The following is a 13,561-nucleotide window of genomic DNA, read 5'->3' on the forward strand; positions in this document are numbered from 1 at the left end:
TCTTTTTACAAAATCATTGTCAACTGGATTCTCTTCCTTGCCTCATCCACTTCAGTGATTTTAACCTGAACGTGTTGATGAAGTTTAACTACCTCATTCACGTCTGATACAAAGCCATCTTTCAATTGAGAGATATGAACCAATCCACTTTCTTTGATTCCCAAATCGACAAAGCATCCGAAAGCTGTAATGTTATTCACAATCCCGGGAAGTATCATTCCAGGTTTAACATCTTTGATTGATTTTACATTGGGATCAAATTCAAAAACTTTTGCTGCTTTTCTTGGGTCTAATCCTGGTTTCTCTAATTCTTTCAGAATATCCTTAATCGCAAGAATTCCAATATCATTGGTCACATATTTTTCAGGATTGATAGAGGCTATTTTGTCTTTATTCGAAATTAAATCTTCAGTTTTCAAGCCAAGATCTTTCGCCATTTTTTCAATGGTCTTGTAAGCTTCCGGATGAACGGCTGAATTGTCCAAAGGATTTTTTGCATTCTTGATCCTCACAAAAGCTGCGGCTTGCTGATAGGCTTTTTCGCCTAATCGAGGTACTTTTTTAAGTTCTTTTCTTTCGGTGAAAGCGCCATTTTCTGTTCGGAAATTCACAATATTCTCGGCCATTTTTTCTCCAATTCCGGAAACGTAGCTCAACAAAGATTTACTTGCCGTATTAAGATTGATACCGACAGAGTTTACGGAGCGGATGACTGTGTTGTCCAATTCTTCCTTTAGTTTGGTTTGATCTACATCGTGCTGATATTGTCCCACCCCAATAGATTTAGGGTCGATTTTTACTAATTCGGCTAATGGATCGGCTAATCTTCGTCCAATGGAAACTGCACCACGTACGGTTACATCATAATTCGGGAATTCATCTCTAGCAATTTTACTGGCAGAATAGACTGATGCGCCTGCTTCCGAAACTACAAAAACCTGAATTGGTTTATCAAATGCAATTTTCTTAATGAAGAATTCGGTTTCACGGCTGGCAGTTCCGTTGCCGATGGAGATAGCTTCAATATTATAAGCATTAACCATCGAGCGGATTTTTTTCATCGCCATTCCGCTTTCGTTTTGAGGTGCGTGCGGATAGATATTTTCGTTGTGTAAAAGGTCACCTTTTTCGTCCAGACAAACGACCTTGCAACCAGTTCTGTAACCAGGGTCAATGGCTAAAATTCTCTTTTCTCCCAAAGGCGAAGCGAGTAGCAGTTGTTGAAGATTCTCAGAAAAAACCTCGATCGCTTTGATATCTGCTTTTTCTTTGGCTTCCTGAAGCGCTTCATTGGAAAGAGCTGGCTCTAACAATCGTTTGAAGGAATCAGTAATCGCTAATTCGATTTGTTTTGAAGATGAATTATTACTTTTTATAATCGCATTTTCGATAAGGTCAAGCGCTTCATCTTTTTCGATATCGACAGAAGTTTTTACAAAGCCTTCATTCTCAGCACGGAGCATTGCCAATAGACGATGAGATGGGATTCTGTTCAAGGCTTCCTGCCATTCAAAATATTGTGAGAATTTTTGTGCTGCTTCCTCATCTTTTTTCGATTTGACAACTTTGGAACAAATAATGGCTTTTCTCTGGAATAATCGCCTCAAGTTTTTACGAACATAGAGATTTTCATTGATCCATTCTGCAATGATATCCCTTGCACCTTGCAGAGCGTCATCTTCGTCGGCAACATTTTGATTAATATATTTAGAAGCGATAAAATCAATGTCATCAGAACGTTGGCTCATAATGATTTTGGCTAAGGGTTCCAATCCTTTTTCTCTAGCAGTATCAGCTTTTGTCTTTTTTCGTTTTTTGTAAGGCAGGTAAAAATCTTCTAACTCCTGCAAATCAAAACTAAATTCTATTTTTTGTCTTAATTCAGAAGTTAAAGCACTTTGTTCTTCGATAGATTTCAGAATGCTTTGCTTTCTTTTAACTATTTCTTCAAATTGCTTATTCAGTTTGAAAATATTTTCAATAGCAACTTCATCCAGGTTACCGGTTTTATCTTTTCGGTAACGCGCAATGAAAGGGATTGTACAATCTTCGGTGAAAAGCTGAAGCGTACTATCTATACTTTTGGTTGGAATATTTAATTGCTTATGTATGAATTCTGAAGCCGTCATTTTTAAATTTTGAACAGCGAAAATAGTGTTTTTGTAATTTAATTAAAGCAAAAACTAATAAGATGTAAAACAAACAGCCCGCTTAATAAGCAGGCTGTTTTATTTTTTAATTCGTAAAATTAATCCAGAGGCTTTCTTCCTGAGATGATATTAAATAATACCACTACAATAGCGATAACCAGAAGAACGTGAATTAAACTTCCTGTGTCCATTCCCGGAACAACGCCTAACATTCCTAAAAGCCATACAATAATACAAATGACTGCGACTAACCATAATAGATTTCTCATAACTTAAATTTTTTAGTGTGATTTAATTAGCTATAAGCATATACTGTGCCTTTTCAATTTTGAAATGATAAAAGCTTATGATTGTTGATTCCGGAATAATTTTAAAATAACAGGAAAATGGTCGCTGTAACCACTCATATATCTCGAACCTGAATAAGTTCTTGAAGGATAATTACTGTTCTTGTTGTCTTTGTTTCTCAGCCTTTGAGAATTATAGATTTGAGCTTCGATATTTTTAAAAGTAAAGTTTTCTTTTAAATTTTTTTCTGTAAATAAAATTTGATCAAAACAAACACCTTTCTTTCCGTGATAAGTCGAAAACTGATTTTCATTGAATAATTTTTCAAAAGGATTATTAAGAACCTGTTCACCATCTTTATCAAAAAGCAATTCCTTAACAACTTCATTATCCGGATTTTCATTGAAATCGCCCATCAAAACAACAGTTTCTCCTTTATCAAATAGTTTCTGAAGTGTTTCTTTTAACTTTTCAATAATAAAATTTCGATGGTCTTTTTTTATATCCCGATTTCTTTTGGAAGGCAGATGAAGGATAAAAATGTGAAGTTTTTTTTCTTGGTAAGAAAACTCCGCTTGCAAAATATCACGTGTATCAAATTCTTTCTCTTTATCCAATTGAAACTGTAAAGTATGATATTTCAGTAAAGTAAATTTTTCTTTATCAAAAAGCAAAGCCACACTTAGATTGCGGGAATCTTGAGATGGTTCATAGATGATTTCATAATCATTGAGAGGAGAATTTATCTGAGTTAAATCTTCCAAAACAGATTTTGCTCCAATCTCAGCCAAACCAATAATAGAAGGCAATTGCCCAAAATCTTCCTCGATGAAACGAAAGACATTAGATATTTTTCTGACTTTCAGATTGTATTTGTACTCATCCCAATTGTATAATCCGGAATGATAGGATTCTGCAGAATCTTTGTCAGGCGGATAAAAATTTTCGACGTTATAAAATGTCAGCAATTCTGTATCCATCTAGCCTTGCCATTTTTTTCGGCGCATATAAATAAAGGTACAAATCACGATCAAAGCCATTAATCCTAGAGTAAAATAGTAACCTTTTTTATGATGCAGTTCCGGCATATTATCGAAGTTCATCCCATAAATTCCGGCAATAAAAGTAATCGGTAAAAAATAAACCGAATAGATAGCCAAAAGTTTCATGACCTGATTCGCTTTTTGGTCAGATAACGCTAGGAACATAGAGATGAGGTTGACAGTCTGAGCATTCACGTGGTCAAAATCTGCAATTACATCCTTTTGCTTGTCGAGTAAATCCATTACTTCAACTTCCTGCAAATCCAGAGTTTTGAATTTAGTAATCCATTCTCCCGAGATGGTTAAGATTCTCGTATTAAGACCAGATTTTCTTTTCAGTTTATAAAGTCTTCTGATTTGATTCGTGTGATTGGTCGTTTTCAGGAAGATTTCGTTTTCCATACTATCCATTACCTCAAGCAGGGTGTTGCTCTCGTCATCAAAAGTTTTTATGATTTTCAAAGCCAATCGAAGTGCCAGATGGTCGCGCGAAATATTCTCAGGATGGTGTTTTTTCAGTTCCTCAAAAACTTCATTGATGCTTTTGCTTTTCGTTCTGTGTGTAGTAATAATTAATTTTGGAAGCAAGAAAATCCCTAATTTACTGCTGATATCACTGATATTGTTAAGCGTCCGCTTCTCCAAATCCGTAGATTCACGGGTCAGAAAAAACTTCACTTGGTCCACTTCTTCATATTTCGGAAGGTGGTTGGGGTCTATTGTATCCTCCAACAGGAGATAATTGATATGGTAGCGCTCGTGCAAAAACTGCAAATCCTCCTCAGTAGGCGCAGTCACGTCTATCCATTCCCAGTTGGCAGTTTTATATTTCTGTTCTATCGGCATAGAACAAAACTAATTAAAATATTGCTTATTTCAAGACTATCGATATTTCAAATTATCTGGGCAGCTTAATCCGCCTTCCGCTCCCAATCTTTTTTGCAAGACGATTTCACATTAAATAGAACTTTTGTACAAGCAAAAAAGGATTTCCGCTCAAGTCGGGCTGTAGCTTCGCAATATTCAACATTTATCAGAAATAGAGAGACTTTGCCAGTATCTTTCAGCCTTTCCCAATTCTAGAACAAACAACTGAATTCCCATAATCAATAAAAAATCTATGTAATAAATAAAATATTTACATTTGTCAAAATTTCTAAAACACAGCAATGTTTAAAAGTGTAATATCAGGAGTCGGACATTACGTTCCGGAAAATATAGTGACCAATGACGACCTTTCTAAACTAATGACCACCAATGATGAGTGGATTACAGAAAGAACGGGAATCAAGGAAAGAAGACATCGCAAGAACCGTGTAGATTCTGAAGAAACAACTTCTTTTTATGGTTTCAAAGCATCAGAAATAGCACTCAAAAATGCTAACCTTACCGCAAAAGACATAGATTATATTGTATTCGCAACATTGTCTCCGGATTATTATTTTCCGGGTTCGGGCGTATTGTTGCAGGAATTGTTAGGCTGCGGAACAATTGGCGCTTTAGACGTTCGAAATCAATGTTCAGGTTTTGTTTATGCAATGAGCGTTGCTGATGCTTTCATCAAATCTGGATTGTACAAAAACGTTTTGGTTGTTGGTGCAGAGATTCATTCTTTTGGACTTGATTTTTCCGATGCCGGACGTGGCGTTTCTGTGATTTTCGGAGATGGAGCCGGCGCAGTTGTTTTATCGGCAAGCCAAGATGACAATGCAAAAGGAATTCTTTCCGTAAATATGCATTCCGAAGGGAAATATGCGGAAGAATTAGCGGTGAAATTCCCTGGAACCAAATTAGGCTGGAGCGACAATCTTCTTAAAAACCCAGATTCTTTAACTGCAGAAGATATCTATCCTGTGATGAACGGAAATTTCGTTTTCAAACATGCTGTAACTCGTTTTCCAGAAACCATTCTGGAAGCACTAGAAAAAGCCGGAAAATCAATTGAGGATTTAGATTTATTGATTCCGCATCAGGCAAACATCAGAATTGCACAATATGTTCAGCAATTGTTGAAATTATCGGACGAAAAAGTTTTCGTGAATATCCAAAAATATGGTAACACAACGGCTGCTTCTATTCCGATTGCTTTGAGCGAAGCGATCCTGGAAGGTAGAATGAAACGTGGCGACTTGGTTTGTATGTCGGCTTTCGGAAGTGGTTTCACTTGGGGAAGTGTTTTGTTTGAGTATTAATCCAAATTAATTTAAAATAGAAAAGAGCTATTCAAAAACGAATAGCTCTTTTTTTATTGATTAATTTTCTGAACAACTTTGTCGGATAATGTTTTCAATTCCATTATTTCATCAATGCTTAGGTTCATTGCTTTTGCCAGTTCAATTGGGATGCAAGTGGCCTTTTCTTTGAGTTTTGTTCCTTTTTCTGTTAAATGAATTTTTACGACACGTTCATCTTCCTTGCTGCGTTTTCTTTCCAGATAACCCTTTGATTCCAATCTTTTTAAAAGTGGCGTTAAAGTTCCGTTATCCAATTGTAAAATTTCCCCAACTTGATTCACGGTCAAATCATCCTTTTCCCAAAGCGCTAACATCGTAATGTATTGCGGATAAGTCAACCCAATATTTTTCAGAATCGGACGGTAACATTGCATGATTTCGCGATGTAAAACATAAACGGAAAAGCAAAGTTGTTTGTCTAATTTTAGTAAATCTTCCATATTGAGTTTTGAGTTGATTCCACAATTCAAAGATAATAAATTAAGCTTTTCTTAATCGTTGCTTACAGTCAATTTAACATCGATATTCCCTCTTGTTGCGTTAGAATAAGGACAGATCTGATGCGCCTTCTCAATCAATTCCTGAGCTTGTTCCAAAGAAACTCCCGGAATATTAGCGTGTAATTCTGCTTCCAATCCAAATCCACCATTCTCGATTTGGCCAATTCCAACTTTTGCAGTTACAGTTGTTTCGCCAGTTTCGATTTTACTTTGTTTGATAACCAAATTCAATGCGCTGTCAAAACAAGCTGAATATCCTGCAGCAAAAAGCATTTCGGGGTTCGCAAAGTCATCGTTGGCGCCGCCAAGACCTTTTGGCATTCTTACTTCTAAATCCAAAACTCCGTTATCACTTTTTACGTGGCCGTTTCTTCCTCCTTTGGCTGTAGCGCCAATGCTGTACAATGTTTTCATTTTGTTGATGTTTAATTATTATTTGATGGTACAAATGTATAGTGTAAAATTATATTGTGCAAAATATAAATTGAAGTTTTCATCAAAATCGATTATTGATGTTGACTATTAAATGAACTTTTGAATTTAAATTTTAGATAAAATCATAGTAGCCATTATCTTTTCCAAGGATTTTCTGATCATTGGTATTCAGCCATCTTTTGAGAAGTGTCGCATAAACTTTTCGGAAATCTTCTGTGTAAATCAAATCGCCATCTTTGAGATTGGTCAAATCAGGAAGTGGGTTTAACAATCCTTTTTTCTTTAGCCCACCACTGATGAAAAACATCTGATTCGCAGTTCCATGGTCGGTTCCATTACTCGCATTTTGTGCAACTCTTCTACCAAATTCAGAGAAAGTCATTATCATAATATCATTGAATTTCCCATTCTCCTTCATATCCTTTGTAAAAATCTCCACAGCATCATTGATATTTTTAAAAAGTTGGGTTTGTCTTTGATTCTGATTAGCGTGCGTATCAAAACTTCCTACAGAAAGATAATAAACCTGCGTGTTGATATCGGATTTGATGAGTGATGCAATCGTTTTAAAATCTTTTCCGATTTGAGTCGATGGATAAACTTTGTCTGTTGGTTTGGCCTTACTTTCGGAAAAAATATATTCGGAATTGTTGATAGCATTGCCAAGTGTGTTGTAAAGATAAGAAGCCAAATCATGCTCGTGGTCGTGATTGTCAGCATTCAGTTTTTTGTAGAGCATTTCCTGACTAATGTCGAATAATTTTTTCGGATCTTTGAGAGCAATCGCATTTTTCGTTTCGCCTTTCATAGCAAGGCTTAACAAATCATCAACTTCTATCGCCTGAGTGGGATTATGACAATCGTGACAAGCCTCGTCCAAATAACGCCCGAGCCAGCCAGAGTTTTTGAATTCATTACTGTCACTTGCTGTTTGCCAAATATCCATACTTCGGAAGTGTGATTTGTTCGGTTCAGGATAACCGACATTATTCATCACAGCTAATTCTCCATTGTCATAGAGTTCTTTGAAGAATTTGAGATTAGGATTGATTCCGGCTTCATCGGTTAATAAAAGTGAGTTTTCTTCTTTAATAGAAATCTGATTTCTTGATTTATAATAAATATCATTTTTAACAGGAATAATCGTGTTAAGACCATCATTACCGCCAGTTAATTGCAGAATAATAAGTGTTTTTCCATTCATTGCAATCGCTTCTGGCAGTGTTAAAGCTTGTAGAAAATTTGGAAAAAGAAAAGAAGCTGCAGCCAGACTGCTAGTTTTCAAGAATGTTTTTCTATTGATAATCATAACTGCTTATTTTAACAAAGTTGATATTCCGGAGTTGACATAATACTAATCATCAGATGCTTCTTACTTTTGTCAGAATTGAAATCCGTAATCATTTTCTGAAGGCCTTCGTTAGGTTTTGATAACAGAAGACTGAAAAGGTCTTCATTCAGAATATTACTGATGCCTTGCCAATGGATGGTGATTGTGTTTTGCTTTTTGTTGACAATCACTTTTTTCTCATCTTTTCCCATATTGACGTCGTCATTTGATTTGGGTTCGATGTCCAAAGTTTTGTAACCGGCCATTACCGCAGGGATTCTCATTCGTAATAATAGAGTAGAACTGTCTATCCAAAGGGTTCCGCTTGGCCAGCCAGCAACATTCGGTGGTTGTAGCAATTCTTGTCCAAGAAGTTTTTCAAAGTTGTAAATGGTATCACGGTTTTGTAAATCCATTGGCATTATTCTTCTGATTCCGACAATTAATTCTACTGGCGACTTGATTTTTGCTCCAATGTTTTTATCAGAATAAAACCAATCTGAAAGGAAAATTTCGTCCATCAAAGTCGTAATGTCATAATTGGATTTGAAAAATTTTTCACTCAAAGATTTCACTATTTTTTCATCAGGAACTTCATTAACCAGGAATTTGTATGTTTTTTCTGTGATGAAGTAGGCACATTCTGGTTTTTCGAGAATCATATTAATGATATCAGTTCCGTCAAAGTTTCCGGTTTTTCCGAGAAACACTTTTTCTCCAGAATCGTGTTGTTTTTTATTATCCGTAAATTCCCCTAAACCATTATAACTCCAGCCGGTAAAAGCTCTTGCAGATTCTTTAATGTCTTTCTCAGTGTAAAGATTTCCTCTTCCTAGTGTGAAAAGTTCCATCAATTCTCTGGCGAAGTTCTCATTAGGTTTGGCTTTTTTATTTTGTTGATTATTCAGAAAATTGAGCATCGCCGCTGATTTTGAAACTTCCAAGACTAAATCTCGGAAATTCCCCAAAGCATTTTTTCGAAAGATTTCTATAATCTCTTTATTAAAAAGTGCCTGCTGAAGTCTTGTTGCAAAATGTCCGTGCCAGAAAAGCGCCATTTTTTCCCGAAGCTGGGAAGGCGTATTTATCATTTGAGAATGCCAGGATTTCCGAACAGAACTATTATAGAATTTATTAAATTGATTATAAGGTTTTCTGTCAGTCGCTTTCGCCATTTCTTGGTATTGTTCGGGAGTGACAGGTTGTATATCAGTTGACAAAGGCTTGTAATCCGAATTGTTCTTTAGTTCCTGATATAATTTTTTTGGACTCAGGTTTTTATATTTCTCAATATCATTATGATGAATCCCAAAACCTGCTCTGGAAAACAAATGTTTATTCTTCTGGAAATTATTCATAAGTTGAGATTTATAATTTTTTGACTGCATTACAAGTGTTAAGTTAAATCAAAAATGATGAAAATGTCAGTTTGTTAATAAACTTTAATATTTAATTATGAATTTAATTAATTGAAAATTAGAGTGTTGTTATTCGTATTGTTAGAAGTTTCAAACAAAAAGTAAGTTTTGGCACGGTATTTACAAGTAAGAACCTTGTAAAATTTAAAATTTAAGAATATGAAATCTTTAAAGCAGTTAATATTAGGCGCAGGAATTTTGGCAGGAGGATTAATGTCTGCACAGAGTTCTGATATGACCAATATGTTAAAGGTTGGTCTTAACACGGGTATATCAACCGGTGGTAATACAGCTGCAAATCTAGGAGTGGATTTATCTTACCAGAATTTGATTACTCCAGGTTTTGGTTTAGGTGTCGCAACTGGTTATAACCATTACTTCGGAAAAAATAAAACAATAAATGGTGTCAATGTCGAAAACAACGACTTTGGAGTGATCCCAGTTGCTGCATTGTTTAGATTCTATCCACAACAGACTGGATTTTATTTCGGAACTGACTTAGGTTATGGATTCATCGTTGGAGATGACAAAGTAGCAAATAATGTCAATGTGGATAGACCAGACGGTGGTTTTTATATCAGACCGGAGATTGGATATCACAATCGTGACTGGAACTTCTTTGTACAGTACAATAAAACATTTACTGGTGACAAAGGACAGATTGCGGACCAAAAATACAATGCTGGTGCAATAGGTGTAGGTTTTGCTTACAACATTCCTTTAGGTAAATAATCAGAATTTTTCGGTTTTCTCAAGAAAATCTAAGAATATAAATCAAACTATGACACATTATTAACGTCTTCATTAATTTGAAGGCGTTAATTTTTTTAAAAACTTATCATACATCAATTTTTATTTTGAATCATTCTAAGTAGATTTGCATCATTAAAATTATTTAAAACAATGAAAAAGGTATTATTACTAGCTGTATTGGTAAGCGGATTAGCTTTCGGACAAACTAAAAAATTAACAAGTTCAGACGTACATTGGTGGGGTTATAAAATTGCAAAAACAGAAGCGTCTTCTCACGATGGAACTGTGAATGTAAAATCTGGAAACTTGGTTCTTAAAAACGGAGCTGTTATAGGTGGAGATTTCGTATTGGATATGACGTCTATCAACGCAACAGACCTTTCTGGAGAATACCAAGGTAAATTGAACGGTCACTTGAAAAACGGTGATTTCTTCGAAGTTGAAAAATTCCCGACCGCAACTTACAAAATCACTTCTGTTAAGAAAAACTCTAACAAGGATTATAACTTTGTAGTAAACGGAAACCTGACTGTAAAAGGTAAAACTAACCCAGTTTCTTTCCCTGCAAAAATCACTGCGGCAAACGGCGTTGTGACTTTGGAGTCTGATAAATTCTCTTTTGACAGACAAAAATTTGATGTAGCTTACAAATCTACAATGCAAGACGTTTTGGTAAAAGACGATGTTGATTTGAAAGTGAAAATCAGCGTAAAATAATTACCACAGTAATACATAAATATCAGGAGCAGAATTTTTTTCTGCTCTTTTTTTTGTTTTAAATTTGATATAATGAATTTTAATTGATTCACGAGATTAGCATTATAAGAAACGGAAGCGTTAAAGAATTTATTTAAAATTTTAGCTGAGTTTCCTAGTCTTGAATTTTTGGTTTTTTGTTTCTTTGTTTCTTTGTTTCAAGGCAAAAGAACAGTAAAGTAAAAAAATAATGAAACTATATACCATTAGCGGACTCGGGGCAGATGAAAAAGTTCTAGAAAAACTGACTTTCAATCCAAATATAGAAGTCGTTCACATTCCTTGGCTCATTCCGGATTTGGAAGAGGATTTTCATCATTATGTTACAAGAATGTCAGAATCTATAGATGATTCCGAAGATTTTTATTTATTGGGTTATTCCTTTGGAGGTTTGATTGTTCAGGAAATTCATAAACTGAAACCAGCAAAAAAAATAGTGATTATGGGAAGCATCCGCTCCGATTCCGAAAAATCAAAATTGATTCTCGCAGGACAAAAAACAAATGCTGTAAAATATATTCCACTCAGAGTTTTTAATGGTAATACAACCTTATTTTATTCGTTTTTCAGAAAATTATTTGACCCGAAAAATCCAAGACTTACGCAATATTTCAGGGTAAAAGATCCATATTATCTCAAATGGTCTATGGACAAAGTCGCAAATTGGAAATTCGATAAAATGCCGGATGTTATTCAGATTCTGGCAGATAAAGACATTGTTTTTCCGATTAAAAATTCGCAACCCGATTTCGTGATTAAGAATGCAACCCACCTTTTCCCGGTTACCAAAGCGAAAGAAGTTTCAGCGATTTTGAAAAATATATTCGTTTAAATTATTTGGGCAGCTTAATCCGTCTTCCGCTCCCAATCTTTTCACTCCACTTCGTTGCGTAAAAAGGATTTCCGCTCAAGCCGGGCTGCAGATTCAACATCAATTAACAGTTAACATAGAAGCGTAATTTTGTCATTTCGTAGAAAACCTAACTGAGTGGTTCAACGAAGTCAATCTAAACTGTCAAGATTTCTCCGGAATGACAAAGTATGTACTACAAATTCTTTGATAAGTTTTACGTCTTTGCGGACTTAAAAACTTTATGATTGCAAAAAAAAATCTTTTCGCTCTTTACGTTCAACAACAATGAACAATATAAAGTTGTATCAGTTTCAAAAATCAATTACATTTACAAACGATAATTTTTTACAATTTAATGGAATCTATCAGTGTTTTTGATATCATAAAAATCGGGATCGGACCATCTTCTTCCCACACAATGGGACCATGGAACGCAGCAAAGATGTTTCTGGATCTGGTTCAGCGAAATCATTCTTTACAAAACGTAAAAGAAGTTTTTGTAGAATTCTTTGGCTCGCTGGCAAAAACCGGCGTTGGGCACGGAACTGATATTGCAGGAATGCTTGGCTTAAGCGGAGAAAATTTCCGAACAATTGATACCAATAAGATTGATGAGAAAATTGAAAAAATAAAATCAGAACAAAAAATCCATCTTGGCGGAGAAGTTTGGTTACCTTTTATTTATGGTCATCATCTGATTTTAAATAAAGAAAGATCATTAGATTTTCATCCAAACGGAATGATTTTCAAAGTTATTTTCCAAAACGGAGAAGAATTCAGTCAGGATTATTATTCAGTTGGAGGCGGATTTGTAGCCACGAAAGAGGATAATTCGATTGAGGAAAAATGTGTGAGGACATTATATCCTTGTCATCACGGCAGCGATATTCTCAAATATTGTGAAAAACTTAATATTGATAAAATCTCAGATTTAGTATTTCTTAATGAAGAATCCTGGAGAACTCAGGAAGAAACTCGTGAAAAAGCTCTTGAAATTTGGGATAATATCAAAGATTGTGTTTACAAAAGCATTAATAAAAAAGGAATTCTTCCAGGCGGTTTGAATGTAACAAGACGTGCCTCCGAAATGAACGAAAAACTCTTAGGAACTCAGATTTACAAAAATAAGAATGAGTGGTTTGAGATGGTAAAGAATGAGCAAAAAACTTTCAGTTCAGTTACCAAATGGGTTTCCTGCTTCGCTCTAGCAGTGAACGAAGAAAACGCATCTTTTGGAAGAATTATCACAGCGCCGACAAATGGCGCAAGTGGTGTAATTCCCGCAGTTTTGATGTACGCACAGACTTTTACAGAATTCAATTCTGAAGAAGATATTATCAGATTTCTTTTGGTTGCAGGAGAGATTGGGACTTTATTTAAAAAGAATGCAACTATTTCCGCGGCAATGGGCGGTTGTCAGGCAGAAGTTGGTGTTTCGTCAGCAATGGCCGCGGCTGGATTAACTGAGATTTCTGGCGGAACTCCTGGACAAGTTTTGATGGCAGCAGAAATCGCAATGGAACATCATCTTGGTTTAACCTGTGACCCGATTGGCGGATTGGTTCAAATCCCTTGTATCGAACGAAATTCTATGGGCGCTATGAAAGCGATTACCGCAGCATCATTAGCTCTGGATGGTGATCCAACCAAAGCGAAAGTGTCTTTAGATAGTGTCATCAAATCAATGTGGGAAACAGCGTTAGATATGAATTCAAAATACAAAGAAACTTCCGAAGGCGGTTTAGCTGTAGCTGTGAATGTGGCGGAATGTTAAGTCTATAAATAAATTTAAATAAAATAC

General features: G+C 35.4%; 13 protein-coding genes. 5 read left to right on the forward strand and 8 right to left on the reverse strand.

From position 1 onward, the window contains the following. Positions 1–5: 5 nt before the first annotated feature. From BUR19_RS01390 to BUR19_RS01400, 4 genes are all read right to left on the reverse strand, one after another. On the reverse strand, positions 6–2,129 hold the full coding sequence (locus BUR19_RS01390; RefSeq protein ID WP_074233148.1) for a Tex family protein: 2,124 nt from the start codon (positions 2,127–2,129) through the stop codon (positions 6–8). Positions 2,130–2,248: 119 nt separating this feature from the next. Next, positions 2,249–2,419 carry a lmo0937 family membrane protein gene (locus BUR19_RS18770; RefSeq protein WP_120213526.1) on the reverse strand — a complete coding sequence of 57 codons (171 nt, stop codon included), beginning with the start codon at positions 2,417–2,419 and terminating at the stop codon, positions 2,249–2,251. Between the two features lie 75 nt (positions 2,420–2,494). Continuing rightward, positions 2,495–3,418 (reverse strand): endonuclease/exonuclease/phosphatase family protein, encoded by a 924-nt coding sequence (locus tag BUR19_RS01395; protein WP_074233149.1) that lies wholly within the window; start codon positions 3,416–3,418, stop codon positions 2,495–2,497. Beyond that, on the reverse strand, positions 3,419–4,327 hold the full coding sequence (locus BUR19_RS01400; RefSeq protein WP_074233150.1) for a magnesium transporter CorA family protein: 909 nt from the start codon (positions 4,325–4,327) through the stop codon (positions 3,419–3,421). It lies immediately after the preceding gene. A gap of 323 nt (positions 4,328–4,650) precedes the next feature. Between BUR19_RS01400 and BUR19_RS01405 the strand changes: the two genes are divergently transcribed. Then, positions 4,651–5,673, forward strand: coding sequence for a 3-oxoacyl-ACP synthase III family protein (locus tag BUR19_RS01405; RefSeq protein WP_074233151.1), 1,023 nt, complete (start codon positions 4,651–4,653; stop codon positions 5,671–5,673). A 53-nt stretch (positions 5,674–5,726) separates the two neighbouring features. Here the strand turns inward: BUR19_RS01405 and BUR19_RS01410 are convergent, their stop codons facing one another. From BUR19_RS01410 to BUR19_RS01425, 4 genes are all read right to left on the reverse strand, one after another. Further along, positions 5,727–6,155 carry a MarR family winged helix-turn-helix transcriptional regulator gene (locus BUR19_RS01410; RefSeq protein WP_074233152.1) on the reverse strand — a complete coding sequence of 143 codons (429 nt, stop codon included), beginning with the start codon at positions 6,153–6,155 and terminating at the stop codon, positions 5,727–5,729. A 51-nt stretch (positions 6,156–6,206) separates the two neighbouring features. Continuing rightward, entirely contained in the window at positions 6,207–6,629 is a 423-nt protein-coding gene (locus BUR19_RS01415) for an organic hydroperoxide resistance protein (protein ID WP_074233153.1), read from the reverse strand. Between the two features lie 133 nt (positions 6,630–6,762). Beyond that, the gene (locus BUR19_RS01420) at positions 6,763–7,959 is read right to left on the reverse strand and encodes a DUF1501 domain-containing protein (protein ID WP_074233154.1); all 1,197 of its coding nucleotides are present in this window, start codon (positions 7,957–7,959) and stop codon (positions 6,763–6,765) included. Between the two features lie 11 nt (positions 7,960–7,970). Continuing rightward, positions 7,971–9,338 carry a DUF1800 domain-containing protein gene (locus BUR19_RS01425; protein WP_245799005.1) on the reverse strand — a complete coding sequence of 456 codons (1,368 nt, stop codon included), beginning with the start codon at positions 9,336–9,338 and terminating at the stop codon, positions 7,971–7,973. A 219-nt stretch (positions 9,339–9,557) separates the two neighbouring features. Here BUR19_RS01425 and BUR19_RS01430 point away from each other — a divergent pair, with 219 nt between their 5' ends. The 4 genes from BUR19_RS01430 to BUR19_RS01445 all read left to right on the forward strand — a co-directional run bounded on the left by BUR19_RS01430 (position 9,558) and on the right by BUR19_RS01445 (position 13,534). Next, complete coding sequence (locus BUR19_RS01430; RefSeq protein WP_074233156.1) at positions 9,558–10,130, forward strand: hypothetical protein; 573 nt, start codon at positions 9,558–9,560, stop codon at positions 10,128–10,130. 171 nt (positions 10,131–10,301) lie between these two features. Continuing rightward, entirely contained in the window at positions 10,302–10,868 is a 567-nt protein-coding gene (locus tag BUR19_RS01435; RefSeq protein ID WP_074233157.1) for a YceI family protein, read from the forward strand. 229 nt (positions 10,869–11,097) lie between these two features. After that, a complete protein-coding gene (locus tag BUR19_RS01440; protein ID WP_074233158.1) occupies positions 11,098–11,739 on the forward strand; it encodes an alpha/beta hydrolase in 642 nt (213 codons plus the stop codon). A 376-nt stretch (positions 11,740–12,115) separates the two neighbouring features. After that, complete coding sequence (locus BUR19_RS01445) at positions 12,116–13,534, forward strand: L-serine ammonia-lyase (RefSeq protein WP_074233159.1); 1,419 nt, start codon at positions 12,116–12,118, stop codon at positions 13,532–13,534. The last annotated feature ends 27 nt before the right edge of the window (positions 13,535–13,561 follow it).

It is taken from the genome of Epilithonimonas zeae (assembly GCF_900141765.1).
In the GTDB taxonomy this organism is placed as follows: domain Bacteria; phylum Bacteroidota; class Bacteroidia; order Flavobacteriales; family Weeksellaceae; genus Epilithonimonas; species Epilithonimonas zeae.

Coding starts and splice junctions, on each gene's coding strand:
- BUR19_RS01405 (WP_074233151.1), top strand. CDS start 4,651: ATGTTTAAAAGTGTAATATCAGGAGTCGGACATTACGTTCCGGAAAAT.
- BUR19_RS01435 (WP_074233157.1), top strand. CDS start 10,302: ATGAAAAAGGTATTATTACTAGCTGTATTGGTAAGCGGATTAGCTTTC.
- BUR19_RS01445 (WP_074233159.1), top strand. CDS start 12,116: ATGGAATCTATCAGTGTTTTTGATATCATAAAAATCGGGATCGGACCA.
- BUR19_RS01425 (WP_245799005.1), bottom strand. CDS start 9,338: ATGAATAATTTCCAGAAGAATAAACATTTGTTTTCCAGAGCAGGTTTT.
- BUR19_RS01410 (WP_074233152.1), bottom strand. CDS start 6,155: ATGGAAGATTTACTAAAATTAGACAAACAACTTTGCTTTTCCGTTTAT.
- BUR19_RS01395 (WP_074233149.1), bottom strand. CDS start 3,418: ATGGATACAGAATTGCTGACATTTTATAACGTCGAAAATTTTTATCCG.
- BUR19_RS01415 (WP_074233153.1), bottom strand. CDS start 6,629: ATGAAAACATTGTACAGCATTGGCGCTACAGCCAAAGGAGGAAGAAAC.
- BUR19_RS01430 (WP_074233156.1), top strand. CDS start 9,558: ATGAAATCTTTAAAGCAGTTAATATTAGGCGCAGGAATTTTGGCAGGA.
- BUR19_RS01440 (WP_074233158.1), top strand. CDS start 11,098: ATGAAACTATATACCATTAGCGGACTCGGGGCAGATGAAAAAGTTCTA.
- BUR19_RS01400 (WP_074233150.1), bottom strand. CDS start 4,327: ATGCCGATAGAACAGAAATATAAAACTGCCAACTGGGAATGGATAGAC.
- BUR19_RS01420 (WP_074233154.1), bottom strand. CDS start 7,959: ATGATTATCAATAGAAAAACATTCTTGAAAACTAGCAGTCTGGCTGCA.
- BUR19_RS18770 (WP_120213526.1), bottom strand. CDS start 2,419: ATGAGAAATCTATTATGGTTAGTCGCAGTCATTTGTATTATTGTATGG.
- BUR19_RS01390 (WP_074233148.1), bottom strand. CDS start 2,129: ATGACGGCTTCAGAATTCATACATAAGCAATTAAATATTCCAACCAAA.